This is a genomic window from Halarcobacter mediterraneus (assembly GCF_004116625.1).
Classification (GTDB): domain Bacteria; phylum Campylobacterota; class Campylobacteria; order Campylobacterales; family Arcobacteraceae; genus Halarcobacter; species Halarcobacter mediterraneus.
Genome location: NZ_NXIE01000002.1, coordinates 1 through 25035, shown reverse-complemented (window position 1 = coordinate 25035; position 25035 = coordinate 1). Strand labels below are relative to the sequence as shown.

Sequence of the window (25035 nt, the reverse complement as noted above, 5' to 3'; positions counted from 1 at the left end):
CACCCTTTTTTAGTTTTAGGAGTTTTAAGTGTTTATAGATAGTGTAAAATTCACTGTATCATCAGGAAAAGGTGGACAAGGTTGCTCTTCTTTTAGAAGAGAAAAGTTTGTTATAAAAGGTGGTCCAGATGGTGGAGATGGTGGAAAAGGTGGAGATGTAGTCTTTTTAGTAGATAGTAATACAGATACTTTGTCTTGGTATAAAGGAAGAAAAGTCTTAAAAGCCGATAATGGTAAGCAAGGTGAAGGTGGTAGAAGAACTGGAAAGTCTGCACAACCCTTAGTACTAGTTGTACCTCCAGGAACACAAGTAATAGATAGTGAAACAAATGAAGTATTATTGGACCTTTTGGAAGAAGGACAAAAAGAAGTTTTCCTTGAAGGTGGAAAAGGTGGACTAGGTAATACTCACTTTAAAAACTCAAGAAATCAAAGACCTACTTATTCTCAACCTGGATTACCAGGAGAAATAAAAGAAATTAGACTTGAATTAAAATTAATAGCTGATGTTGGATTAGTAGGATATCCAAATGTGGGGAAATCAACTCTTATTTCAACGGCATCAAATGCAAGTCCAGAAATTGCAAATTATGAATTTACAACTTTAACACCTAAATTAGGAGTTGTTGAAGTAGGTGATTACAATTCATTTGTTATGGCAGATATTCCAGGAATTATAGATGGGGCAAGTGATGGTAAAGGTTTAGGAATAGAGTTCCTAAAACATATTGAAAGAACAAAAACTTTATTATTTATGATTGATATTGCAAACTATAGAACAACAAAAGAACAGTATGATGTGTTAAAAGAAGAAGTTAAAAAGTTTTCAAAAGAACTTAGTGGAAGAAATTTTGCTATAGCACTAACAAAAACTGATGCTTATTATGGAGAAGATATAGAAAAAGATATTAAAGAGTTTATTACTGAACTTGGATTAGAGGTTTCAAATGAAAATTCATATGGCTTTGATAAATCTTTACCTTACTTTGTTCAAGACTTAACTTATTCAAAATTCGATAAAACAAAACCTTTTTTTATTTTACCAATATCATCAGTAACTCATTTAAATACTGAATCAATTAGATTTGCACTTTATGAATTAATAGGACAAAATAAATAATGATAAAAGAAGATAAAATTCTACTTACAAATAAAAGAATAGTAATAAAAGTAGGTAGTGCTGTTTTAAGAGAAGGAAATACTTTAGCTATAGAAAGGCTAAATAATTTAGTAGATTTAATAGCAACATTAAAAAAGGAAAAAAATACACAAGTTATTTTAGTGTCTTCTGGTGCCGTTGCGGCAGGTAATATTGCATTAAAATTAGATAAAACACAAGTACTAAATAGACAAGCACTTGCTGCTATAGGGCAACCTTTATTGATGAAATATTATAAAAAAAGATTTAAAGAACATGGTTTTAGATGTGCACAGATGCTCCTTGTAGAAGAAGATTTTGATTCAAGGAAAAGATCGAAAAATGCAAAGGGTGTTATGGAAATTCTTTTAACTAATGATATTATTCCTATTTTAAATGAAAATGATGTTATTGCAAATAAAGAATTACTTTTTGGAGATAATGATCAACTAGCAGCACATGCAGCTTATTTTTTTGATGCAGATCTTTTAACTATTCTTTCTGATGTTGATGGTTTATATGATTCAAATCCACATGAAAATCCAAATGCTAAAATGAGAAAGATTGTAAATAATATTGAAGATGATGAATTAGAAATGAAGCATACTCCTAATTCAGAATTTGCAACAGGTGGAATTGTTACAAAATTAAAAGCTGCAAACTTTTTACTAAAAAGAAATAAAATGATGTACTTATCATCAGGCTTTGATCTAACAAATGCTTATGATTTTTTAGTTCATGAAAATCATAATAGTGGAACACTATTTAAAAAATAAATCTACTATTGTATAGAGTATTCTTTAATAGAAAATGAGATAAAAGGATTAAATATGTCTAAACGAATTGTATTTATGGGAACACCAGATTATGCAACAAAGATATTTGAGAGACTAATTAACAGCTCTTATAAGCTTGTTGCTCTTTATACTCAACCGGATAAACCTGTTGGAAGAAAGCAAATATTAACTGCACCCCATGTAAAACAATTTTGTATAGATAACTCTTTAAATATTCCTATTTATCAACCTTTAACATTAAGAAAAAACAAGGATGTAGAAAAAGATATTAAAGCTTTAAAACCTGATTTTATAGTAGTTGCAGCTTATGGACAGATTTTGCCAAAAGAGATTTTAGATATTGCACCTTGCATAAATCTTCATGCTTCATTGCTACCTAAATATAGGGGAGCAAGTCCAATTCAAGAATCTTTATTAAATGATGATATATATACAGGTGTCACTTCTATGCTTATGGAAGAAGGACTTGATAGTGGTGATATTTTGGGTTTAGAATATTTAAAAATCACACCTACAATGGATGTAGTAGAAGCTTTTAATAAACTATCTGATATTGCTGCAAATTTAACAATTACAACCTTAGATAACTATGAAAAAATAAATCCTAAAAAACAAAATGAAACAGAGGTTAGTTTTTGTAAAAAAATCAAAAAAGAACATGGCTTAGTAAGTTTTTTAAATGCAAAAAAACTTTACTTAAAATATAAAGCATACTCTTTTTGGCCGGGTATCTTTTTAGAAAGTGGTCTAAAATTAAAAGATGTAAAACTAGTTGAGGAAAAGTCTTTAAATGAAGAAGGTATTATTCTTCAAATAAATGAGTCTTCAGTTATAATAGCTTGTAAAAAAGGTTCTATTGAAGTAAAAACTTTACAAGCTCCATCAAAAAAAGCTATTAATGCTGTTGATTATTTAAAAGGGAAAAGACTTACAATAACTAATAAATTACAATAGTTTTTAAAACATCAAATTTATTTATTAATGTTTCTAAATGTTTCAATACTTATAAATATTATAAGTATCCTTTTTATTAAATTGAGTAATTTTTCTACTTAACTCTTTATTGTATAAATATTTGATATAATTTTTTATGGAAATTGTATATTTAGATAAGATTGACTCAACTCACACATATTTAAAAAATATGATTAAAAAAAATGAATACCTTTCTCCCATATGTATTTGTGCTGATTTGCAAACAAATGGCATTGGGAGTAGAGGCAACTCTTGGCAAGGGAAAAAAGGAAATCTTTTTTTTTCTTTTGTTTTAAATAAAGAACAATTACCAAAGGACTTGGCTCTTCAAAGTGCTTCAATATATTTTTCTTTTATGTTAAAAGAAGTTTTTCTTTCACAGGGGTCAAAACTTTGGTTAAAATGGCCAAATGATTTCTATATTGAAGATAAAAAAATAGGTGGAACAATAACTACTGTAAGCAATAATTATGTTTTTTGTGGAATAGGAATTAATTTAAATACTGTAAATAATGAATTTGGAAAGCTAGACATTGAAGTAGATAAAAAGTATATCTTAAAGTTATATTTTGAAAGTTTAAAAAAAAATAAATCTTGGAAGGAAATTTTTAACTCTTTTAGGGTAGAATTCCATAAGAGTAAAAAATACAAAGCTACAATTGAAAATAAAAAAGTTTCTTTAGAAAATGCAATACTAAATATTGATGGTTCTATAAATATAGATAATAAAAAGGTTTTTAGTTTAAGATGACAGAGATAATATCTATTGCTAATCAAAAAGGTGGAGTAGGCAAGACTACAACTGCCGTAAACTTAAGTGCTGCATTAGCACTTGAAGGTAAAAAAGTTCTATTGATTGATGCAGATCCTCAAGCAAATGCAACAACATCTTTAGGTTTTCATCGTGACACTTATGAATATAATATTTATCATGTAATGTTAGGAACAAAAGAGTTGAGTGAAATAGTTCTAGATTCTGAAATTGAGAACTTAAAAGTTGCACCTTCAAATATAGGACTAGTAGGAATTGAGAAAGAGTTTTATAAGAATGCTAAAGATAGAGAACTAGTTCTAAAAAGAAAAATAGATCCAGTTAAAAAAGATTATGATTATATTATAATTGACTCTCCTCCTGCATTAGGACCTATCACAATTAATACTTTAAGTGCATCTAATTCTGTGCTAATACCAATTCAGTGTGAGTTTTTTGCACTAGAAGGATTAGCTCAATTATTAAATACAATTAAATTGGTTAAACAAACTATTAATAGGCAATTACAAATTAGAGGTTTCCTTCCAACTATGTATAGTGCACAAAATAATTTATCAAAACAAGTTTTTGCAGATTTAGCACAGCATTTTGAAAGTAAATTGTTTAAAGTTGATGAAAGTTCATATGTTGTAATTCCAAGAAATATTAAGTTAGCAGAAAGTCCAAGTTTTGGTAAACCAATAATGTTGTATGATGCAATGGCTGCCGGAACTAAAGCATATACAAATTTAGCACGTGCAATAGCAGGATAAATTTACTATTAGGATAAAATATGGCATTAGGTAGAGGTCTTGGCGAATTATTAGGTGAAGTTGAAACAGCTTATGGAAACTCTAATACTGAAAGAAACTATAATGAAATTATAGAATTAAGAGTTGAACAAATAAAACCAAACCCACATCAACCTAGAAAAATATTTGATGAAGAAAGATTAAAAGAATTATCTGATTCAATTATTGAGCATGGACTTATTCAACCAATTACTGTTATAGAAGATGAAAATGGTTATATTTTAATAGCAGGGGAAAGAAGATTACGTGCTCATAAATTAGCAAATTTAGAAACAATAAAAGCTACAATAGTTGATGTCGAAGAATTAAAGTTAAGGGAATTAGCTTTAATTGAAAATATTCAAAGAGATGATTTAAATGTTATAGAATTAGCTTATTCATATGCCCAATTAATTAATGAACATAATATTACTCATGAAGAATTATCTAAAAAAGTATTTAAGAGTAGAACCTCAATAACTAATACCTTAAGGCTACTGCAATTAAGTTCTTATACCCAGCAATTGTTAGCAAATAATAAGTTATCAGCTGGTCACGCAAAGGTTATGTTAGGATTGAGTGATGAAATCCAAAAAAAAGTTGCTGACTCAGTTATAGGTCAGAAGTTATCAGTGCGTGAAACTGAACTTTTAGTAAAAGATTTAAAATCACAAACAAATAAAACTCCTAAGAAAAACAAACAAAAAATAAATAAAAATTATGATTTTAACCCATTAAATAATTTAGTTGAAAAACTTAAAGAAAATAATTTAAAAGTTAAAGTAGAAAAAGATTATTTTAAGATAGAAATTAAATCTCAAGAAGATATTGAAAAGATTTCTAATTACTTTGGTAACACTTTATAAAATTCTTTACAAGATTTCTCCATTTTAATATATATTTATAATTCTTTTAGATAAAATTTAAGCAGTTTTAGTCAAACTAAACTGTAAAAAATATGGAGGAATGAATGTTAGACATAAGTCCTGTATTGTTGCTAAGCACAGCAATAATCTTTCTTTTTGTTGTAGCAAGACTTAATAGCTGTCTATTTGTACCCCTATTAAAGCATATGGATGATAGAGATAAATCTATAAAAAAAGATTTAGAAAATGCTCAATCAAACTCTGCTGATGTAGATGGTATGTTAGAAGAAGCAAGCCATGTAATTGCTGAAGCTAAAAAAGAAGCAGCAGCCATTAGAGAAAAAGCTTACAATGAAGCAAGAGATGTAGCTGATGCTAAACTTGCAAGTGCTAAAGAAGAATTAGAAGCTAAAACTATTAAGTTTAAAGATGAACTTAATAATGAAACTAAAGCTTTAAAAGACTCATTAGTTGCTGCAATGCCTCAATTTAATGAGAGCCTAAAAGCTAAGATTAGCTCAATTTAAGGGGGTAGGGTTGAAAAAATTACTACTATTATTAGGATTAGCTTTAACTCCTATGGTATTAGCTGCTAGTGAAGGTGCGGAAACTGATTACGATATTGTACAAAGAACCGTTAACTTTATTATTTTTGCTGGTATTTTATGGTATTTACTTGCTGATAAATTAAAAGCTTTTTTTGCTGGAAGAACTGCTTCAATTCAAGCTGAACTTGATAAAGTACAAGATACTTTAAAAGCTTCACAAGATAAAGTTGAAGATGCAGCAAAAAAACTAGAAGAGGCAAAAACTTTAGCAAATGAAATTGTTGAAAATGCTAAAGTTGATGTTGATTCTGTTAAGCAAAGAGTTTCAGATGCTGTAGATACTGAGATTGCAAATCTTGAAAAAAGTTTTGATGAGAAAGTAAGAATTGAAACATCAAAAGCAAAGAAACAAATTGTTTCTGAAGTACTAGAAGAATTATTAAATTCTGATAATGTTTCTTTAACTCAAGAAGAGTTATCAAACATTGTACTTAAGAAGGTTGCATAATGAATGATTTAATAGCAAAGAGATATGTAAAAGCATTATTAGATGGTAGAAATGTAGATTCTGCAGCTGCTATTTGTAATGATTTAAAAACAATATCTTCAGCATTTAATGAAGATAAATTTCTTTCAATTATTACTTCGACTGAAGTAAAAATGGAAGATAAGGTTGAATTAGTTTTATCATTTTTAAATAACTGTGGAAATGATTTGAAAAACCTTGTTAAATTATTAGGAAGTAAAAAAAGACTTGAAATAATTCCTGATATAACAAGTGAATTAGAATCGCAAATTGCAAAAATGAATAATTCATATACGGGTATAGTTTATTGTAATAAAGAATTATCAACTGATTATGTTTCAACTATTGAAAAAAAATTCAGTGAAAAATTTAATGTACAATTATCGCTATCACAAAATGTTTGTGATTATGATGGTATCAAAGTTGATATTGATAGTCTAGGTATTGAGATTTCATTCTCAAAAGATAGACTTAAGTCACAAATGATTGATCATATTTTAAAAGCAGTTTAGAATTTATAAAGGAGATATTGAATGGGTGCAAAAATTCAAGCAGATGAAATCAGTTCTATCATAAAAGAAAGAATTGATAACTTTGAATTAAATGTAGACGTTAACGAGACAGGTAAAATCATTTCATTTGCAGATGGTATTGCTCAAGTTTACGGTCTTAAAAATGTAATGGCTGGGGAGCTAGTAGAATTTGAAAATGGTGAAAGAGGATTAGCATCAAACTTAGAGGAATCTGCAGTTGGTGTTGTTGTTCTTGGTTCTGGAGAAGGATTAAGAGAAGGTTCTTCTTGTAAAAGACTTGGAAAACTATTAGAAACACCAGTTGGTGAAGGAATGGTTGGAAGAGTTGTAAATGCACTTGGTGAACCAATTGATGGTAAAGGTACTATTGAAGCAGCTGAGTCAAGATTTGTTGAGGAAAAAGCTCCAGGAATCATGGCTAGAAAATCTGTTCATGAGCCATTACAAACTGGTATTAAGGCAATTGATGCACTAGTTCCAATAGGACGTGGGCAAAGAGAGCTTATTATTGGTGATAGACAAACTGGTAAAACAACTGTTGCAGTTGATACAATTCTTAACCAAAAAGGTGAAGATGTAGTTTGTATTTATGTTGCAATTGGTCAAAAATCATCTTCTGTAGCTAACGTTGTTAGAACTTTAGAAGAGGGTGGAGCAATGGATTATACTGTTGTAGTTAATGCATCAGCTTCTGAATCATCTGCACTTCAATTCTTAGCACCATATACAGGTGTTACAATTGGTGAGTATTTTAGAGATAACGCTAAACATGCTTTAATTATCTATGATGATTTATCTAAGCACGCAGTTGCATATAGAGAGATGTCTTTATTATTAAGAAGACCTCCAGGTAGAGAGGCATTCCCAGGGGATGTATTCTATCTACACTCAAGATTATTAGAAAGAGCTGCAAAAATGTCTGATGAAAATGGTGCTGGGTCTATGACTGCATTACCAATTATTGAGACACAAGCAGGTGATGTTGCTGCATATATTCCAACAAACGTTATTTCTATTACAGATGGTCAAATCTTCTTAGAAACAAACCTTTTTAACTCTGGTATTAGACCTGCAATTAACGTTGGTTTATCTGTATCAAGAGTTGGTGGTGCTGCACAAATTAAAGCTACTAAACAAGTTGCTGGTACATTAAAATTATCTCTTGCACAATATAGAGAGCTAGAAGCATTCGCACAATTCGCATCTGATTTAGATGAGTCTACAAGAAAAGAGCTTGAGCTTGGTCAAAGAATGGTTGAAGTACTTAAACAAGGTGTTAATAAACCATTAGTTATTGAAAAACAAATTGTTATTATCTATGCTGGTACAAAAGGTTATTTAAATGATGTTGCTGTATCTGATGTAGTTAAATACGAAGAAGAGTTACACTCATTCATTGAACAAAAATATGCAAATATTTTAGATGATATTAAATCTAAGAAAAAATTAGATGATGAGACTGAGTCAGCATTAAAAGCTGCATTAGAAGAGTTTAAAACTGTTTTTAATGCTAAATAAGGATTAGTCTATGGCTAACTTAAAAGAAATTAAATTAAAAATTGGAAGTGTTAAAAACACTCAGAAGACTACAAAAGCTATGAAGCTTGTATCTTCTGCAAAACTTACTAGAACTAGACAACTGTCTGATCAATCTAGAAGTTATGCTAAGAAGATTAATGAAGTTCTTTCTGAGATCGCAAACAGAGTTAGCAAAGTTCAAGATGGTGGTAATCACAATAAAGCGTTTATCCCTAACGAGAACCCAAAAACAATTGATATTGTTTTTGTTACTGCTGACAAAGGTCTTTGTGGTGGTTTTAACATGGCAACGATTAAGAAAGTTAATGAATTAGCCGCTGATTATAAATCTAAAGGTGCAAATGTTAGATATAGAGCTGCTGGAAGAAAGGGAGTTGATTTCTTCTCTTTCCAAGGTGTTGAATTATCTCAGAAGGTAACAGACTTATCTTCTGCACCAGATTATGATAGAGCTGCAGATTTCATTAAAGATGTAGTAGAGGATTTCCAAAAAGGTGAAACTGATAAAGTAATTTTAGTTTACAATGGATTCTTAAATATGCTTACTCAAGAAATTAGAGTAAGAGAACTACTTCCAATTAGCCTAGAGGATGTTGAAACTATAGAAAATGAAACATCTATGCTAGAAATTGAACCAGATGATGATGAAGAAGTGTTAGAAGAATTAACGAATAAATATATTGATTTCAATATGTACTATTCTTTAATTGATTCTTTAGCAGCAGAACACTCTGCAAGAATGCAAGCTATGGAAGCTGCAACTAATAATGCTAAAGACAGAGTTAACTCGCTAACAGTTGAGTATAATAAAGCTAGACAAGCTGCAATTACAACAGAGCTGATAGAGATTATCAGTGGTGTTGAATCATTAAAATAATTTAAAGGAGCTGCCCGTATGAAAGGTAATATTATTCAGGTAATGGGTCCTGTTGTAGACGTTGAGTTCGACGGATATTTACCAGAAATTAACGAAGCTATTGAAGTTACATTAGCGGACGTTAACCAAGATAGATTAGTTCTAGAAGTTGCTGCACACATTGGTGATAGCAGAGTTAGAACTATTGCTATGGATATGACAGAAGGTTTAAAAAGAGGACAAGAGTGTACTGCTACTGGTGGACCAATTAAGGTTCCAGTTGGTGAAGCTGTACTTGGAAGAATCTTTAACGTAATTGGTGATCCAGTTGATGAAGGTGAAGCAATTTCAGAAGATACTGAAAGATGGTCAATCCATAGAGCTGCTCCAACTTTTGAAGAGCAATCTACTAAAACTGAAATGTTTGAAACAGGTATCAAAGTTGTTGACTTACTTGCACCATACTCAAAAGGTGGTAAAGTAGGACTATTCGGTGGTGCTGGTGTTGGTAAAACAGTTATTATTATGGAGCTTATCCATAATGTTGCATTTAAACACTCAGGTTACTCAGTATTTGCAGGTGTTGGTGAAAGAACAAGAGAAGGTAATGACCTTTACTACGAAATGAAAGACTCTAATGTACTTGATAAAGTTGCATTATGTTATGGTCAAATGAGTGAGCCTCCAGGTGCAAGAAATAGAATTGCATTAACTGGTCTTACTATGGCTGAGTACTTCAGAGATGAAAAAGGTCTTGATGTATTAATGTTCGTTGATAATATCTTTAGATTTGCTCAAGCAGGTTCTGAGATGTCAGCATTATTAGGAAGAATTCCATCAGCTGTTGGTTACCAACCAACATTAGCTAGAGAAATGGGTGCATTACAAGAGAGAATTACTTCAACTGCAAAAGGTTCAATTACTTCTGTTCAAGCTGTATACGTTCCAGCTGATGACTTAACTGACCCTGCTCCTGCTTCAGTATTTGCCCACTTAGATGCAACTACAGTACTTAACAGAAAAATTGCAGAAAAAGGTATCTACCCAGCGGTTGATCCACTAGATTCATCTTCTAGAATTCTTTCTGCAGATGTATTAGGTGAAGAACACTATGCAGTAGCAAGAGGTGTTCAATCAGTATTACAAAAATATAAAGATTTACAAGATATTATTGCAATTCTTGGTATGGATGAATTATCTGAAGAAGATAAACTTGTTGTTGCAAGAGCTAGAAAAATCGAAAGATTCTTATCTCAACCATTCTTCGTTGCAGAAGTATTTACAGGATCTCCAGGTAAGTATGTTGAATTATCAGATACTATCGCTGGATTCAAAGGTATCTTAGATGGTAAATATGACGATATTCCAGAAATGGCATTTTATATGGTTGGTGGAATCGACGAGGTATTAGCAAAAGCTGAGGATATGAAATAACAAATAAGGCATGCTTATGGATACACTAAAATTATCAATAGTTGCACCAAATGGTCAGATCTTTAGTGATGATGTAAAGTCTGTAACTCTTCCAGGAAAAGAGGGAGAGTTCGGAGTTTTACCAGGACATGCGTCTTTAGTATCATCACTTACAGTTGGCGTAATTATAATTGAAAAAGAAGATTCAACTGAAGCAGTTGCAATTAACTGGGGTCACGTTAAAGTTGGTGAAAGTTCTGTTGACGTTTTAGTTGATGGAGCAGTAGCTCTTACTTCAGGAGCTGACTCTGAAATTGCTAAAAATATTGAATCAGCAAAAGATTTAGTTAACTCTGTTAAAGATGCAAATGTATCATTAGCAGCAGTTGAGGCTAAAATCAACTCATTCGCTTAAGAAAGATAATGATTGATTCAGCTTTAAATTATTTAAGTAATGGTAGTGCTATAACACTTTTAGTGTTATGGTCACTTTCATTATATATGATTATAGTTTTTTGGATATTTATTTATAGATTCCTTTCTTTAAAGTCTTCAATTCTTACTGAAAAAAAATCTTTAGAAGCATTAACATCAAGAAGTTCAACTTTAAGTCCTATGTCTGCACTTAGTAAATGTGCAAATGGAGTTACAAATAAAGATATTCTTCATGCATGTGAAATAAATATAATTAAAGATGCAAGTGTTGGAATATCATGGATGTCAATTATTGCATCAACTGCTCCTTTTATTGGACTGTTTGGAACAGTAGTAGGTATTCTTGAATCATTTGCAAAATTTTCAAGTCACTCAAAAGTAGGTTTTTCTGTAATTGCTCCTGCAATTTCTGAAGCTTTAGTTGCAACTGCAGCTGGTATTTTTGTAGCAATTTTTGCATATACATTTCATCAAATATTAGTAAGAAAAGTTTATGAATTAAATACTTATATTAAGGCACAAGCAAAAATCTTGATAGCAAAAGGTTAATCATGTTTGATTATAATCAAAAACCTGACTTAAATATTACTCCTTTAGTTGATATTATGCTTGTGTTACTTGCAATTTTAATGGTTACTGCACCTGTTGTAGAATTTGAAGAGGCTATTAATCTTCCAAAAGGAAGCAAATCTCAACAAATAAAAGCAGTTAAAAAAATTGATATCCTACTTACAAAAGATAAAGAGATTAAAATTAATAAAAAAAGTTTCGAGTTTTCTGATTTTGCAGATAATTTTGTACTTTTTGCAGAAAGTATGGATAGAAAAACTCCCATTCACATACGTGCAGAAAAAACTTTAATGTATGATGATGTAATATATATATTAAGATCAGTTAAAGAGGCTGGTTTTACTAAAGTTTCTTTAATAACAGATGGATGAAATGAAAGATAAAGAATATTTTTATCTATCAGGGTTAGTTTCAATTTCTATTTATTTAGTAGTTGGTCTTTTATTTCTTTTTTATATAAATTCACCTACTGCAAAAAAATATGATATAAGTACTAAAGCCACCATTTTAGAACTTGAATTAATTACTAGTAAGTCTGAAAAAAAACAAGTTGCAAAAAAGAGTGAAAAAAAAGTAGAAAAAGTTGTAAAAAAATCTACTTCACGATCAAATAAAGAAAAAGCAGATTTTAAATCTTTATTTGCTAATGTTAAGACGAAATCAAAAAATATTGTGGAAAAAGAAACTACAACACAAAAGGCATCTATTGACCCTAGTAGGTTTCGTTCAAAATTCCAAAAACAAAAGAAAACAGATAATGTGTCAGTTTCAAAACTTTTAAATGATGTAAAAACAACAACGAATAAACAAATAAAGTCTACATCTAATAAAGGTGAAGAACATGAATATTTTTCAAAAGTAAAAGAAATTCTATGGCAAAGATGGAATCCAAAACTTTTAGAGAATGGTTTAACTGTAAAAGTTCTTGTAATGATTACAAATGGTGGAGATTTTGATTACAGAATTATTAAGTATTCAAATGATGTACGTTTTGATGAGTCATTAAAAGAGTTTTTAGATTCTCAAGTTAATGAGTCTTTTCCTACACATAATATCAATGATAAAGTTGATATTATTATTAATTTTAAATCAGAAGGGTAATAAATGATAAGAAATAGAGGTACAAAAATAGTTTTTTTACTATTTTTTATGATTACATCAGTCTTTGCAGCTGATGCAGAACTTGATATTATTAAAAAGTCAGGTTCTCTTCCAAAAATAGTAGTTTCAGTAGCTCCTGATGCAATGCAGTCGTCTCTTACATCAAAAGTAGCAAATATGATAGAAAAAGACTTAAAAGTAAGTGGTCATTTTGATGTTTTAAAGAGTCAACAAGTAATTAATTATAATTCAAGTCCTGATATGCTTGCTTTATCTAATAAAGGTATAGATCTTTTTGTAAATGTTAGTTCTACAGTTAGTAGCTTTGGGGGCTATTCTGTTATGATAAAAATGTATGATATTAATGCAAAAAATATGGTATTAAATAAAAGTTTTTCTACCTCAAAAGAAGATAGATATCCTTTTGTAGCTCATAGGGCTGCAATATCAATTAATAAATATTTAAATGCACCACCAATTGATTGGATGGATAAGTTTGTAATTTTTTCTCAATATAAGAGTGCAAAAAAAGCAGATATTATAATTGCTGATTATACATTAACTTTCCAAAAGTCTATTATTAGAGGTGGGCTAAATATTTTTCCTAAATGGGCAAATGAAAAGCAAGATTCTTTTTATTATACAACATATGATAAGGGTATACCGACCCTTATTAAAACTAATATTTATACTAGGCAAAGAGAAGTATTAATGACTAGTGAAGGAATGTTAGTTGCATCAGATATAAGTAAAGATGGAAATAAGATATTAGTTACTGCCGCACCAAATAATCAACCTGACATTTATTTATTCGATACAAAAACAAAAACAAAAACAAGACTTACTACATATAATGGAATTGATGTTGGAGCTCATTTTATTGAAAATGAAAAACGAATTGTTTTTGTTTCAGATAGATTAAATTATCCTAATATATTTGCAAAAAAAATTGGTGGTAGAGGTGTTGAAAGATTGGTTTATCATGGAAACAATAACTCTTCAGCAACATCTTATAAAGATTACATTGTTTATACAAGTAGAGATAGGAATAGTGAATTTGGAAGTTTTATTTTTAATCTTTATTTAATGTCTACAAAAAGTGATTTTCTTAAAAGACTTACTTCAACAGGAAGTAATCAATTTCCTAAGTTTTCAAAAGATGGAGAATCTATAATTTTCTTAAAAACAGTAAATAATAGAAGTTCAATAGGTATTATTAGACTTAATTATTCTAAATCATTTACCTTCCCATTAAAGAATGGAAAAATTCAATCTATAGATTGGTAATATTATAAACTAACATTTTATATATACAAAGATATACTAGTTTTATTATAATTTCCTAAAAGGAGTTTAAAATGAAACTAGGTGTATCTTCTTGTCTTATTGGAACAATGTGCCGATATGATGGTGCTAATTCTAAAGACAACTTCATAACAAATATTTTACAAGAGTACTTTGAGTTTGATCCTTATTGTCCTGAAAAGATGGTTTTTTCTACACCAAGAGAGGCTATTAGATTAGTTGAAAAAGATAATGAAGTACGAGTTATTACTTCAAATACAAAAAAAGATGTTACTGACGAGTTAGTAAATATATCTCAAGTTTGTGTAGAACAAATGCAGCAAGATGAACTTTGTGGTTTTATTTTAAAATCAAAGTCTCCAACTTGTGGACTTGAAAGAGTAAAGATCTATCAAGATAAAGAAGCTCCAAGTGAAAAAAAAGGTGTTGGTGTATTTGCAGGTAAAATAAAAGAAAACTTTCCTTTACTTCCTTTAGAAGAAGAAGGACGATTAAATGACCCTTGGCTTAGAGAAAACTTCTTAATGCAAATATTTGCATATAGACATCTTTTTGAGTTTTTAAAATCAAAGCCATCTTTCAAAGATTTAGTTGATTTTCATACTTCTTATAAATACCTAATATATTCAAAATCTCAAAGTTCATACAAAGAACTTGGAAATATTGTTGCAAATCATGAAAAAAAAGATATAGAAGAGGTCTTATCTTTATATAAAGTAGCTTTTTTAGAAGCAATTTCAAAAAAAGGAAGTATTTCAAAAACTTACAATGTACTTCTTCATATACTAGGTTATTTTAAAAAGTTAATCACAAAAGAAGAAAAAGAAGAAATGTTAGAATCAATGGAAGAGTTTAAAGAAGGGATTATTCCTTTAATTGCAGTGATTAAACTTCTTAATATTTATACAAAAAGATTTGATTTAGAGTATTTATTAAAACAAAAATTTTTAAGCCCTTATCCAAAAGAATTAGCTTTAAGATCAACAGTAAAGGCTTATAAATGAGACAAATACTTTGGTTTAGAAGAGATTTAAGAGTTTCAGATTCAGCATTATTAGCCTATGCAGAAAACGAAGTTCTTCCTATTTTTATTTTTGATAAAAATATTTTAGGCTCTTTACCAAAAGATGATAAAAGGGTTTCATTTATTTATGAGTCTGTATTAAACCTAAAGAAAGAGCTTCAATCTTTAGGTTTAGATTTAGCAATATTTTATGATGAACCATTAAATGTTTTTAAAAATTTAGCAAATGATTTTGATGAAGTTCTATGTTCTGTAGATTTTGATTCTTATGCTATTAAAAGAGATAATGAAGTTGAAAAAATCATTCCTTTAAAAAGATTTAATGATTCATTTATTTTAAATCCAAATGAACATCTTAAAAGTGATGGAACTCCTTATAAAGTATTTACACCTTTTTATAAGTCATTACACTTGATAACTCAAGCTTCAAATATTGAAGAGTATAAAAGAAATGAAAATCTTAAACTTGTAAAGTTTGATTACGAAAAGTTTGTCTCATTAGAAGAATTAGGTTTTCAAAAACAGGAATTACCATCTTTTTTATATAAAGATGCAAAAAAGTTATTAAAAGAGTTCTTATCAAAAATAGATGAGTATCAAGTAAATAGAGACTTTTTTTATATAGATGCCACTTCAAAATTATCTGTTCATTTAAGATTTGGACTAATATCTGCAAAAGAGATATTTAACATTGTAAAAAGATCAAATATGAATGATTATGAATTCTTTATTAGAGAGCTTTTTTGGAGAGAGTTTTACAATTATATACTATTTCATTTTCCAAACTCACAAAAAGAAAATTTTAATGGTATAGAAATAAAGTGGAATCAAAATAAAGAAGATTTTAAAAAATGGTGTGAAGGTAAAACCGGTGTTCCTATAATTGATGCTGCAATGATTCATTTAAATAAAACTGGTCGAATGCACAATAGATTAAGAATGATTGTTGCTTCATTTTTAACAAAAAACCTTTTTGTTGATTGGAAGAAGGGTGAGAAGTATTTTGCTTTAAAACTTCTTGATTATGAAGCAAGTTCAAATATTGGTTCCTGGCAATGGGCTGCAAGTACAGGTGCTGATGCTGCTCCATATTTTAGAGTATTTAATCCTTATACTCAATCTTCAAAATTTGATAAAGATGGTCTTTTTATAAAATCAGTTATTAAAGAATTAGAAGAAGTGAACCCAAAACTTTTCCATATAGAAAATGCACTTTCTTCAAATCTTTTTTATAATTATCCTAAAGCAATAGTTGATATATCTTTATCAAGAAAAAGAGCAATAGAAAATTTCAAAAGGGCTAAAGATGAAAACTTATGATTTAGCCATTGTTGGCTCTGGAATGGGAGGTAGCATGATTGCCTCTTTAAATAAGCAAAAAGATGTAATAGTTTTTGAAAAAGATACTAATCTTGGAGGCTGTGCAAGTACTTTTAAAAGATTTGGCAATTATTATAATAGTGGAGCAACAACACTTGTTGGCTATGAAGAGAATCATCCTTTAAAAAAGATATTTGATAAAGCTAATGTAAATTTAGATTTAAAAAAGAGTGATATAGCAATAAGAATTCTTCAAAATGGTAAAACAATTGATAGAGTAAAAGATTTTGAAAAGTTTTTATCTCAGATAGACAAAGCTTATCCAAATAAAAACAATAGAGTCTTTTGGCAGATAATAAAGCAATTAGATGAGAAGTTTTGGAAACTAAAAAATGTATATTATTCAAAATACTCATTATCTTCTTATATAAAAACAATTAAATCAGTAAGTGAGATTTTTTTAACTTTTAAGTTTGATTTATTTAAAACTGCAAGAGGTTTTATAAAAGATACTTTAGGTGATATTTCAAAGGAGTATCAAGACTTTATAGATTCACAGCTTCTAATAACTTTGCAAACAACATCAAAAGATATCTCTTTGTTATCATTAGCTTTAGGTTTAGCTTATCCTTTCCATGATGTATTTTATGTAAATGGTGGAATGGGTTCAATTTTTGATGAATTATTGAAAGAAGTAGAAACTCATAATAAAGAAGAAGTAAAATCAATAATAAAACAAAATGATATATATCTTTTAAAAACAAGAAAAGGTGAGTATAAAGCAAAGAATGTGATATTGAATTCTACAATTTATGATAGTTCAAAGTTATTTGAAGATGAAAAAATAAAGTCATATTATAATAAGTTTTCATTCAATGACCAAAGTGCTTTTGTTATACATATGACCATAAATAAAAAAGAAAACTTATTACATCATTATCAAATAATTTTAGAAAATGAGATTCCAAATGCTCTTTCTAACTCTTATTTTGTATCTCTTAGTTCCATAGACGATAATAAAATGTCTGAAAATGGAATAAGTATAACTATATCAACCCATACAAAAGCAAGATTTTGGAGTAATTTAAATAAAGATGAGTATAAAAGACAAAAATTTATAACTGAAGAGTTTATAATAAATAGTTTTTTAGAAAACTTTGATAACATAAGTAAAGAAGATATTCAAATCTCTTTTAGTGGAACAGCTAAAACATTTAATCGTTTTATAAATAGAGATAACTGTGGTGGTAAAGCAATAACTTTAAACACTTTACTACAAATTCCAAGTTGTAGAACACCATTTGAAGGTTTGTATAATGTTGGAGATACAGTTTTTGCTGGACAAGGTTGGCCTGGAATTGCTTTAGGCGTACATGTATTAAAGGAAGAGTTAAATGGATAGTGTAAAATTAAAAATATCAATTGTTGATTGGTTATATATTATTTTAATTGGTGCATGTTTTGGTTTTTTAATCTCTTTATTTCTTTATTTTATGAATGAAGACTTACAAAATATATCAACTATTTTTTTTAGCATTTTAAGTGCTGTATCTATTTCATTTTTTGCATTTATTCTAATAACTATTTCAAATGACTATATTTTACCTCGAGTTAATGAAAAGTTTTGGTATTTAATTAGTTTTATTTTTTCTTTCTTTTCTGGCTTTTTAGGTTTCTCTTTCTCTTACTATATCTTTTCTCTAAGTGAATATAATATTATCAATTTCATTAAGCCTTTCTGGTTTTATATTAGTATTACAATAGGATTTTTAACTTTTTTAGTAGGTATGATTCTTCATCAGTTTATTTCAATGAAATATAGAAATGAGTCAATCACAAGTGAGGTTTTAGAAACAAAAATTAAAGCTTTAGAAGGTGAACTTAATCCTCATTTTTTATTTAATGCCTTAAATTCTCTTTCTGAATTAATTTATATTGACCAAAAAAAAGCAGAAAAAGCAGCACTGGATATTTCAACTTTTTTAAGAAATGCAATTACTAAAGATAGTCTTATCTCTTTAGAAACAGAAATAAAAATGGTTGAAACCTATTTAGATATAGAAAATATTAGATTTGATAATAATATAAAAATGACAAGCTCTTTTGATGAAGATACAGGATATATTCACGTACCAAAGTTCTCTATTCAACTATTAGTAGAAAATGCAATAAAACATGGATATAAGTCTGAAGCTTTAAATATAGATATAAAAGCTGATTCGAACTCAATTGTAGTTACAAATGATGGTGTTTTACCAGAAGAAGTGAAATTTGGTACTGGACTTAGTAATTTACAGAAAAGATTGCACTTATTAAACATAGGAAAGCTAGAATATAAGATAGAAAATGAAAAAATGAGTTTTATAATAAAGATAAAAAGGTAAAGTTTTGAAAACACTTATTGTAGATGATGAAAAATTAGCTCTTAGTAGATTAAAAAGAATTTTAGAAGAAGAGGGTATTAGTGATATTACTGAAGCTTCAACACCACTTGATACTATAAAAGAAGCAACAAAATCAAAGTTTGATATTGCTTTTTTAGATATTTCTATGCCTACAATGAGTGGTCTTGATTTAGCAAATACTCTTTTAGAGATGAATCCAAATACTTTTATTATCTTTCAAACGGCTCATGAAGAGTATGCTTTAGAAGCTTTTAAAAGTGGAGGAATGGATTATCTATTAAAACCAATATCTAATGAAACTGTTAGTAAGTGTTTAGAAAAAATAGGAAAATATATAGATACTAAGGTTAGTGAAACTAAAAAGATAGTTGCTAAAAGAGGAAATAAAATATATTTAATCTCTTTAGATGATATATACTATATAAAAGCGGATTTAGATGAAGTTATTATAAAAATCAAAGAAACCGATGCTTATGTTAGAAAAAAAATTGGTGATATGGAAAAGATTCTTTCAGATAAGAACTTCTTTAGAGTTCATAGGTCATATATAGTCAATGTTGATAAAATTAAATCAATGCAAAGTATTGAACAATCAAAACTAGAAATATCGTTTGTTGATATAGATGACTTAGTTACAACATCAAAAGATGGTGCAAAAGAGTTTAGAGAATATTTAGATAATAAAACTATATAAAAAGGATTTTAGATGAAAACTATAGCAATAACTGGTTCAAGTGGATTTGTTGGAACAAATATAAAAAGTTTTTTTTCTAAAAAAGATTTTGATGTTATTTCAATCAAAAGAGAAGATTTAAAAAATAAAGCAAAGCTACTATCAATTATAGAAAAAGCTCATATTGTTATAAATTTGGCTGGGGCAAATATAATAAATAGATGGACAGACTCTTATAAAAAATTATTGTATAGCAGTAGAATTGATACAACAAAAGCTTTAGTTCATGCAATGACAAAAGCAAAAGTAAAACCAGAACTTTTTATTTCAACTTCAGCTGTAGGTATATATAGCAATAAAGATTGTTATGATGAGGAGTATTTTGAGTACGCAGATGATTTTCTATCAACTCTTTGTAAAAACTGGGAAAAAGAAGCTTTAAAAGCAAAAGAGTTAGATATAAGAACTTCTATTTTTAGATTTGGAATAGTTTTAGGAAAGGGTGGAGCTTTAGAAAAAATGTTACTTCCTTTTAAAATGGGAGTAGGTGGAACTATTGGAACTGGAAATCAACATTTCTCTTTTATTCATATAGATGATTTGTTAAATGCATATAAATTTGTAATTGAGAATGTAGATTTAAATGGAGTATTTAATCTTACTTCACCTATGCCAACAACGAATAAAGGATTAACAAAAGCTTTAGGAACAGCTCTAAATAGACCAACTTTATTACCTGTTCCTGAATTTATGTTAAATCTTATCTTTAGTGAAGGTGCAAAGGTTTTAACAGATGGACAGTGTGTTGAGCCAAAAAGATTGGTTGATAGTGGCTTTGTTTTTAAACATACAACTATTGATGAAACAATTAATAGTATAGTAAATAGAAAATGAAAAAGTATGAAAAAATATCACTAATTAGCTGTGAATTAGAAGAGTTATTTGATTTTCATTTGGATGTAAATAATTTAAAAGCAATTACTCCAGATAACATACAAATAACTTTTTTAAAAGAAAACTTCACTCCCAAAAAGAATGAAGTTTTAAAAATAAAAACAGTAAAAAATTTTTTACCTATAAACTGGGAAGTAAAGATAGAAAAATTAGAAAGACCAAATATCTTAGTTGATTTAGCCTTAAAGTCGCCCTTTAGATATTGGAAACATTATCATATTTTTACAAAAAAAGGTAATTTATGTGAGTTAAAAGATATTGTAGAATATGAGTTACCTTTTGGCATAATAGGTAACTTTTTTAATTTTTTAATTCAAAGAGAGTTAAATACAATGTTTACATTTAGGCATAAAATAACAAAAGAACTATTAACAAAAGTATAAAAACTAGGTTTGTATCCTAGAAATAATTAGTCAGTATTAAGTTTAAATTTTGTAAAATCAATACAAATTTTTTTTAAGGGAATTAATTATGAAGAAAGTAAGTATTTATTCTTTATTAATTGCAGCAGTACTTTTTACTGGGTGTAGTCAAAAAGAAGTTGAAGTTTCAAGTCCAGCTACACAAGCTCCAGAAACATCGGAATCAGCATTAAATAATATTGATGATTCAAATATCCAAGATGAGGTTATTAATGATTCACTAGTTGAAAGTAGTGAAGATGGTTATTATTATATGATTAATGGAAAAAAAGAGTTAATCAAAAATATTTATTTTGGTTTTGATAAGTATAGTTTAACTACTGAAATGAAAGAAGTTGCAAAAGAAAATGCTTCTAAATTATCTTCTGTAGAATCTGATACAATTATAAAAGTAGAAGGTAACTGCGATGAGTGGGGAACTGATGAATATAATTATGCATTAGGATTAAAAAGAGCAAAAGTTGTTAAAGACACTTTAGTTATGGATGGAATTAATGAAAATGCAATTAAAGTTGTAAGTTTTGGTGAAAGTAACCCAGTTTGTAATGAAAAAAATTCAGCTTGTTGGCAAAAAAATAGAAGATCAGAACATAAATTAGTTAAATAATAATGATTAGAAAATTACTAGTATCTAGTTTTCTTATAACTAGCACAATAACTGTTACAGCAGATGAAGTATCAGTTTTTGGTGCTGGTGATTTAGACTCTAAAAATCCATATGGGTTAAACTCTGCAGAAAAAAATATTTTAAAAAATAAAAAAACTTTAGGTAGCATTGATTCTAAAGTTAAAGATGTAAAATACAATTTAAATTCAGTGAATGAAAGAATAGATGGTTTAGAATCAATTTATGAAGGCGATTCTCAAAAACTAAATAAAACAGTTTTGAAATTGAATGAAATAATAAAAAAGGTTGAAGAAAATTCAACAAAAAATGAAAAAAACTTTTCAGATATTGAAAGTTTAAAAACAGTATCTACTCAAATATTATCTATGCAAGAAGAATTATCTGAACAAAATAAAAAAAATATAGAAAATATAAAAAAAGCTTTAAATACATTAACTCAATCGGTAAATAAGCTTAATAAAACTTATATATCGGAAAAAGAGTTTAAATCTAATATGAATCAATTTATTACTAGAAGTGAATTTGAAGCCTTAAAAAAATCTTTAGGTGCGAAAACTAGTAAAAAAATAACAAGTAAAAAAAAGTCTAATAAGGTACTATCTTACAAAGAAAAAGATGCTATGTTAGAGGAAGCAAAAGAACTATTTAAAAAAGATTACTTTACAAAAGCAATTCCAATGTTTGAAGAGTTAGTAGAAGTAAACTTTAAACCTGCAGAAGGTAATTTTTACTTAGGTCAAATATGGTATTATAGAAAAAAATATGAAGATGCAATTTCATATTTTAAAACATCTGCAATGTTATATGATAAAGCAGACTATATGCCAGAGCTTCTACTTCATAGTGCAATTTCATTTGAAAAAATAAAAGATTTTGGAAATGCAGCTAATTTTTATACTTCTTTAATTGAAATATATCCAAATTCTAAAGAAGCAAAAACAGCAACAAGAAATCTATCAAAAATAAAACAATAGGAGTAAAAATGTCAAAAGTAATAGGAATTGAATATACATTAAAAGATGCAAATTCTGGTGAACAATTAGATTCAAATGTTGGGGGAACACCTTTAGAATTTGTTTCTGGAAAAGGTCAAATAATTCCAGGATTAGAAAATCAATTAATTGAAATGTCTGAAAATGAACAAGCAGATGTAATGGTTCAAGCAAAAGATGCATATGGTGAGTTTAATGAAGAAGCAGTACAAACTTTACCAAAAGAGCAATTTGCTGGAATTGAGTTAACTGAAGGAATGTCTTTATATGGTACAGGGGAACAAGGTGAAACTGTTCAAGTAACTGTTAAATCATTTACTGATTCTGATGTAACTATTGATTATAATCATCCGTTAGCTGGTAAAACATTGATGTTTTCAGTTACAGTATTGAGTTTAAGAGCTGCAACTGAAGAAGAAATTCAAACAGGTGTTGTTGGTGGAATGGCTGCTATGGGTGGCGGTTGTTGTGGTGGTGGAAGCCATGACCATGGATCTGAAGGGAGTTGTTGTAGCTCTGAGCCTCAACAGCCATCACATGGTGGTTGTGGTTGTAGTCACTAGTCTACTCATTATTAAAAATATAAAAGGCTCAGGAGTTTCTTCTGAGCCTTTTTATTTTACTAACTAAAAAACTTAAGTATAATAAAAAACTAAATTAATTTAAAAGGTTTATAATGAAAAAAGTAGCTTTCATTTTTCCAGGTCAAGGAAGTCAATCTATTGGGATGGGAAAAGATTTTTTTGAAAATAGTGAATTAGCAAAAGAGATGATTTCAAAAGCTAGCCAAAGACTGAATATTGATTTTGAAAAATTACTTTTTGAAGAAAATAATAAAATAGGGCAAACTGAATATACTCAACCAGCAATTTTGCTTGTTAGTTCAATTGCAAATGCAATATTTAAAGAAAAATGTGATATCCAACCAGAGTTTTTATTAGGTCACTCATTAGGTGAATTTTCTGCATTAGTAAGTGCAGGTGCAATTGATTATTTAGACGCTGTAGAACTTGTTCATAGAAGAGGTTTATTTATGACAGAAGCTTGTAGTGGACAAGATGCAGGGATGATGGCTTTAGTAGGTTTAGATGACACTATAGTTGAAAATATTTGTAAAGAACAACAAGACCTAGGTAAAAAAGTTTGGCCAGCAAATTATAATATGGATGGTCAATTAGTTTTAGCAGGAATCAAAGCAGATTTAGAAAGCTTAGTAGATGTATTTAAAGAAAAAGGTGCTAAAAGAGCTATTGTCTTAGATATGTCTGTAGCTTCACATTGCGAATTATTAAGAAGTTCTGTAGAGAATTTAAAACCATATTTAGAAGAGTATTTAAAAGATGAATTCTCACCAGTTATTTCAAATGTAACTGCTAAAGCATATTCAACAAAAGATGAAGCAGTTGAATTATTATCTTCTCAATTAACAAGTCCTGTAAAATATAAACAATCAATTGCTGCAAATGCAAATAAAGTAGATTGTTTTATCGAGTTTGGTAATGGAATTGTTTTAAAAGGTTTAAATAGAAAAATTTGCAAAGGTACACCTACAATAAATGTAAGTGATTTTGCATCATTAGAGAAAGTACTTGGTGAATTAAATGACTAAATTAGCAATTATGGGAGCAATGGAAGAAGAAATAGAACCGCTTTTATCTTACTTTGATAATATAAAAATTACTAATTATGCAGATAACAAGTATTATGAAGTAAACTATAATGGATTAGAAATTGTTATTGCCTATTCAAAAATAGGTAAAGTATTTGCTTCTTTAACTGCAAGTACAATGATTCAAAAGTTTGGATGTGACACTTTATTATTCTCTGGAGTTGCAGGTGGAATTAATCCTTCACTTAAGATTGGAGATTTAATAATTGCAGATAAACTATGTCAGCATGACTTAGATATTACTGCTTTTGGACACCCAAATGGATATGTCCCTGGAGGGAAAATATTTGTTGAAACTTCTAATGAATTAAGAGAAGTAGCAAAGAAAGTTGCTCAAGAAAATAAACTTGATGTATTTGAAGGTATTATTGCAACAGGTGATCAGTTTGTTCATTCTAAAGAGAGAAAAGAATTTGTTCAAGAAAAATTTAATGCAGATGCATTAGAGATGGAAGGGGCAAGTGTAGCTGTAATATGTGATTCTTTAAATATTCCATTTTTTATATTAAGAGCAATTTCAGATGTTGCAGATATGGATGCAGGTTTTGATTTTGATGAATTTTTAAAATCTTCTGCAAAAAATTCAGCAAATTTTTTAATAAAAATAGTTGAACAGTTAAATAAATAATATTTAGCTAGTAAAATCAGTTAAAATAACTGATTTTGAACAAAAAAGAAAGAATTTCAAAATTTAAGCCAGGATTAATAAATAACTCTTGACAAGGGGAGAAAAATCTATTATAATTCCCATCCAATTTCAGAGGAACGGCATCAAAAGTGATTGATAAAGTTGTGAAGAGATGG

General features: G+C 28.6%; 29 protein-coding genes. All 29 read left to right on the top strand.

Annotated features, from left to right (window positions below):
• Positions 1 to 28: 28 nt before the first annotated feature.
• The 29 genes from obgE (at position 29) to CP965_RS04180 (ending at position 24859) form a co-directional block, all read left to right on the top strand.
• Positions 29 to 1120: a GTPase ObgE gene (obgE, locus tag CP965_RS04320; RefSeq protein WP_129060856.1), complete on the top strand. Its 1092-nt coding sequence runs from the start codon at positions 29 to 31 to the stop codon at positions 1118 to 1120.
• A complete protein-coding gene (proB, locus tag CP965_RS04315; protein WP_129060855.1) occupies positions 1120 to 1914 on the top strand; it encodes a glutamate 5-kinase in 795 nt (264 codons plus the stop codon). The genes obgE and proB overlap by 1 nt, the downstream gene beginning before the upstream one ends.
• A gap of 54 nt (positions 1915 to 1968) precedes the next feature.
• Positions 1969 to 2889 carry a methionyl-tRNA formyltransferase gene (gene fmt, locus CP965_RS04310; RefSeq protein ID WP_129060854.1) on the top strand — a complete coding sequence of 307 codons (921 nt, stop codon included), beginning with the start codon at positions 1969 to 1971 and terminating at the stop codon, positions 2887 to 2889.
• Positions 2890 to 3025: 136 nt separating this feature from the next.
• The gene (locus CP965_RS04305) at positions 3026 to 3661 is read left to right on the top strand and encodes a biotin--[acetyl-CoA-carboxylase] ligase (RefSeq protein ID WP_129060853.1); all 636 of its coding nucleotides are present in this window, start codon (positions 3026 to 3028) and stop codon (positions 3659 to 3661) included.
• On the top strand, positions 3658 to 4434 hold the full coding sequence (locus CP965_RS04300; RefSeq protein WP_129060852.1) for a ParA family protein: 777 nt from the start codon (positions 3658 to 3660) through the stop codon (positions 4432 to 4434). The genes CP965_RS04305 and CP965_RS04300 overlap by 4 nt, the downstream gene beginning before the upstream one ends.
• A gap of 20 nt (positions 4435 to 4454) precedes the next feature.
• Positions 4455 to 5318, top strand: a complete 864-nt coding sequence (locus CP965_RS04295; protein ID WP_129060851.1) for a ParB/RepB/Spo0J family partition protein — start codon at positions 4455 to 4457, stop codon at positions 5316 to 5318.
• 104 nt (positions 5319 to 5422) lie between these two features.
• Entirely contained in the window at positions 5423 to 5845 is a 423-nt protein-coding gene (locus CP965_RS04290; protein WP_129060850.1) for a F0F1 ATP synthase subunit B family protein, read from the top strand.
• Positions 5846 to 5855: 10 nt separating this feature from the next.
• Positions 5856 to 6374, top strand: a complete 519-nt coding sequence (locus CP965_RS04285) for a F0F1 ATP synthase subunit B (protein WP_129060849.1) — start codon at positions 5856 to 5858, stop codon at positions 6372 to 6374.
• Positions 6374 to 6904, top strand: coding sequence for a F0F1 ATP synthase subunit delta (locus tag CP965_RS04280; protein WP_129060848.1), 531 nt, complete (start codon positions 6374 to 6376; stop codon positions 6902 to 6904). The genes CP965_RS04285 and CP965_RS04280 overlap by 1 nt, the downstream gene beginning before the upstream one ends.
• Positions 6905 to 6925: 21 nt before the next feature.
• The gene (gene atpA, locus CP965_RS04275) at positions 6926 to 8443 is read left to right on the top strand and encodes a F0F1 ATP synthase subunit alpha (protein WP_129060847.1); all 1518 of its coding nucleotides are present in this window, start codon (positions 6926 to 6928) and stop codon (positions 8441 to 8443) included.
• 10 nt (positions 8444 to 8453) lie between these two features.
• The gene (gene atpG / locus CP965_RS04270; protein WP_129060846.1) at positions 8454 to 9341 is read left to right on the top strand and encodes an ATP synthase F1 subunit gamma; all 888 of its coding nucleotides are present in this window, start codon (positions 8454 to 8456) and stop codon (positions 9339 to 9341) included.
• Positions 9342 to 9359: 18 nt separating this feature from the next.
• On the top strand, positions 9360 to 10754 hold the full coding sequence (gene atpD / locus CP965_RS04265; protein WP_129060845.1) for a F0F1 ATP synthase subunit beta: 1395 nt from the start codon (positions 9360 to 9362) through the stop codon (positions 10752 to 10754).
• Between the two features lie 16 nt (positions 10755 to 10770).
• Positions 10771 to 11148: an ATP synthase F1 subunit epsilon gene (gene atpC / locus CP965_RS04260; protein ID WP_129060844.1), complete on the top strand. Its 378-nt coding sequence runs from the start codon at positions 10771 to 10773 to the stop codon at positions 11146 to 11148.
• Positions 11149 to 11156: 8 nt separating this feature from the next.
• Entirely contained in the window at positions 11157 to 11717 is a 561-nt protein-coding gene (locus CP965_RS04255; RefSeq protein WP_129060843.1) for a MotA/TolQ/ExbB proton channel family protein, read from the top strand.
• Positions 11718 to 11719: 2 nt separating this feature from the next.
• Complete coding sequence (locus CP965_RS04250) at positions 11720 to 12109, top strand: biopolymer transporter ExbD (RefSeq protein ID WP_129060842.1); 390 nt, start codon at positions 11720 to 11722, stop codon at positions 12107 to 12109.
• A 1-nt stretch (position 12110) separates the two neighbouring features.
• Positions 12111 to 12839 carry a TonB C-terminal domain-containing protein gene (locus CP965_RS04245; protein WP_164970995.1) on the top strand — a complete coding sequence of 243 codons (729 nt, stop codon included), beginning with the start codon at positions 12111 to 12113 and terminating at the stop codon, positions 12837 to 12839.
• Positions 12840 to 12842: 3 nt separating this feature from the next.
• Positions 12843 to 14126, top strand: a complete 1284-nt coding sequence (tolB, locus tag CP965_RS04240; RefSeq protein WP_129060840.1) for a Tol-Pal system protein TolB — start codon at positions 12843 to 12845, stop codon at positions 14124 to 14126.
• A gap of 71 nt (positions 14127 to 14197) precedes the next feature.
• Positions 14198 to 15148: a YbgA family protein gene (locus CP965_RS04235; protein ID WP_129060839.1), complete on the top strand. Its 951-nt coding sequence runs from the start codon at positions 14198 to 14200 to the stop codon at positions 15146 to 15148.
• Entirely contained in the window at positions 15145 to 16488 is a 1344-nt protein-coding gene (locus CP965_RS04230) for a cryptochrome/photolyase family protein (RefSeq protein ID WP_129060838.1), read from the top strand. Before CP965_RS04235 ends, CP965_RS04230 begins: the two co-directional genes overlap by 4 nt.
• Positions 16475 to 17890 (top strand): phytoene desaturase family protein, encoded by a 1416-nt coding sequence (locus CP965_RS04225; RefSeq protein WP_129060837.1) that lies wholly within the window; start codon positions 16475 to 16477, stop codon positions 17888 to 17890. Before CP965_RS04230 ends, CP965_RS04225 begins: the two co-directional genes overlap by 14 nt.
• Positions 17883 to 18872: a sensor histidine kinase gene (locus CP965_RS04220; RefSeq protein WP_129060836.1), complete on the top strand. Its 990-nt coding sequence runs from the start codon at positions 17883 to 17885 to the stop codon at positions 18870 to 18872. The genes CP965_RS04225 and CP965_RS04220 overlap by 8 nt, the downstream gene beginning before the upstream one ends.
• Before the next feature lie 4 nt (positions 18873 to 18876).
• On the top strand, positions 18877 to 19587 hold the full coding sequence (locus CP965_RS04215) for a LytR/AlgR family response regulator transcription factor (protein ID WP_129060835.1): 711 nt from the start codon (positions 18877 to 18879) through the stop codon (positions 19585 to 19587).
• A gap of 12 nt (positions 19588 to 19599) precedes the next feature.
• Complete coding sequence (locus tag CP965_RS04210; RefSeq protein WP_129060834.1) at positions 19600 to 20460, top strand: TIGR01777 family oxidoreductase; 861 nt, start codon at positions 19600 to 19602, stop codon at positions 20458 to 20460.
• Entirely contained in the window at positions 20457 to 20903 is a 447-nt protein-coding gene (locus tag CP965_RS04205) for an SRPBCC family protein (RefSeq protein WP_129060833.1), read from the top strand. The genes CP965_RS04210 and CP965_RS04205 overlap by 4 nt, the downstream gene beginning before the upstream one ends.
• Positions 20904 to 20991: 88 nt before the next feature.
• Positions 20992 to 21549 (top strand): OmpA family protein, encoded by a 558-nt coding sequence (locus CP965_RS04200; RefSeq protein WP_129060832.1) that lies wholly within the window; start codon positions 20992 to 20994, stop codon positions 21547 to 21549.
• A 2-nt stretch (positions 21550 to 21551) separates the two neighbouring features.
• Positions 21552 to 22544, top strand: coding sequence for a tetratricopeptide repeat protein (locus CP965_RS04195; protein WP_129060831.1), 993 nt, complete (start codon positions 21552 to 21554; stop codon positions 22542 to 22544).
• 8 nt (positions 22545 to 22552) lie between these two features.
• Complete coding sequence (locus tag CP965_RS04190) at positions 22553 to 23125, top strand: FKBP-type peptidyl-prolyl cis-trans isomerase (protein WP_129060830.1); 573 nt, start codon at positions 22553 to 22555, stop codon at positions 23123 to 23125.
• Positions 23126 to 23238: 113 nt separating this feature from the next.
• Entirely contained in the window at positions 23239 to 24171 is a 933-nt protein-coding gene (gene fabD / locus CP965_RS04185; RefSeq protein WP_129060829.1) for an ACP S-malonyltransferase, read from the top strand.
• Positions 24164 to 24859, top strand: coding sequence for a 5'-methylthioadenosine/adenosylhomocysteine nucleosidase (locus tag CP965_RS04180; protein ID WP_129060828.1), 696 nt, complete (start codon positions 24164 to 24166; stop codon positions 24857 to 24859). Before fabD ends, CP965_RS04180 begins: the two co-directional genes overlap by 8 nt.
• Positions 24860 to 25035: the final 176 nt, after the last annotated feature.

Excerpts from the sequence above, each read along its gene's own strand:
- proB (WP_129060855.1), top strand. The coding sequence starts at position 1,120 with ATGATAAAAGAAGATAAAATTCTACTTACAAATAAAAGAATAGTAATA.
- fmt (WP_129060854.1), top strand. The coding sequence starts at position 1,969 with ATGTCTAAACGAATTGTATTTATGGGAACACCAGATTATGCAACAAAG.
- CP965_RS04305 (WP_129060853.1), top strand. The coding sequence starts at position 3,026 with ATGGAAATTGTATATTTAGATAAGATTGACTCAACTCACACATATTTA.
- CP965_RS04300 (WP_129060852.1), top strand. The coding sequence starts at position 3,658 with ATGACAGAGATAATATCTATTGCTAATCAAAAAGGTGGAGTAGGCAAG.
- CP965_RS04295 (WP_129060851.1), top strand. The coding sequence starts at position 4,455 with ATGGCATTAGGTAGAGGTCTTGGCGAATTATTAGGTGAAGTTGAAACA.
- CP965_RS04290 (WP_129060850.1), top strand. The coding sequence starts at position 5,423 with ATGTTAGACATAAGTCCTGTATTGTTGCTAAGCACAGCAATAATCTTT.
- CP965_RS04280 (WP_129060848.1), top strand. The coding sequence starts at position 6,374 with ATGAATGATTTAATAGCAAAGAGATATGTAAAAGCATTATTAGATGGT.
- atpA (WP_129060847.1), top strand. The coding sequence starts at position 6,926 with ATGGGTGCAAAAATTCAAGCAGATGAAATCAGTTCTATCATAAAAGAA.
- atpG (WP_129060846.1), top strand. The coding sequence starts at position 8,454 with ATGGCTAACTTAAAAGAAATTAAATTAAAAATTGGAAGTGTTAAAAAC.
- atpD (WP_129060845.1), top strand. The coding sequence starts at position 9,360 with ATGAAAGGTAATATTATTCAGGTAATGGGTCCTGTTGTAGACGTTGAG.
- atpC (WP_129060844.1), top strand. The coding sequence starts at position 10,771 with ATGGATACACTAAAATTATCAATAGTTGCACCAAATGGTCAGATCTTT.
- CP965_RS04255 (WP_129060843.1), top strand. The coding sequence starts at position 11,157 with ATGATTGATTCAGCTTTAAATTATTTAAGTAATGGTAGTGCTATAACA.
- CP965_RS04250 (WP_129060842.1), top strand. The coding sequence starts at position 11,720 with ATGTTTGATTATAATCAAAAACCTGACTTAAATATTACTCCTTTAGTT.
- CP965_RS04245 (WP_164970995.1), top strand. The coding sequence starts at position 12,111 with ATGAAAGATAAAGAATATTTTTATCTATCAGGGTTAGTTTCAATTTCT.
- tolB (WP_129060840.1), top strand. The coding sequence starts at position 12,843 with ATGATAAGAAATAGAGGTACAAAAATAGTTTTTTTACTATTTTTTATG.
- CP965_RS04235 (WP_129060839.1), top strand. The coding sequence starts at position 14,198 with ATGAAACTAGGTGTATCTTCTTGTCTTATTGGAACAATGTGCCGATAT.
- CP965_RS04230 (WP_129060838.1), top strand. The coding sequence starts at position 15,145 with ATGAGACAAATACTTTGGTTTAGAAGAGATTTAAGAGTTTCAGATTCA.
- CP965_RS04225 (WP_129060837.1), top strand. The coding sequence starts at position 16,475 with ATGAAAACTTATGATTTAGCCATTGTTGGCTCTGGAATGGGAGGTAGC.
- CP965_RS04220 (WP_129060836.1), top strand. The coding sequence starts at position 17,883 with ATGGATAGTGTAAAATTAAAAATATCAATTGTTGATTGGTTATATATT.
- CP965_RS04210 (WP_129060834.1), top strand. The coding sequence starts at position 19,600 with ATGAAAACTATAGCAATAACTGGTTCAAGTGGATTTGTTGGAACAAAT.
- CP965_RS04205 (WP_129060833.1), top strand. The coding sequence starts at position 20,457 with ATGAAAAAGTATGAAAAAATATCACTAATTAGCTGTGAATTAGAAGAG.
- CP965_RS04200 (WP_129060832.1), top strand. The coding sequence starts at position 20,992 with ATGAAGAAAGTAAGTATTTATTCTTTATTAATTGCAGCAGTACTTTTT.
- CP965_RS04195 (WP_129060831.1), top strand. The coding sequence starts at position 21,552 with ATGATTAGAAAATTACTAGTATCTAGTTTTCTTATAACTAGCACAATA.
- CP965_RS04190 (WP_129060830.1), top strand. The coding sequence starts at position 22,553 with ATGTCAAAAGTAATAGGAATTGAATATACATTAAAAGATGCAAATTCT.
- fabD (WP_129060829.1), top strand. The coding sequence starts at position 23,239 with ATGAAAAAAGTAGCTTTCATTTTTCCAGGTCAAGGAAGTCAATCTATT.
- CP965_RS04180 (WP_129060828.1), top strand. The coding sequence starts at position 24,164 with ATGACTAAATTAGCAATTATGGGAGCAATGGAAGAAGAAATAGAACCG.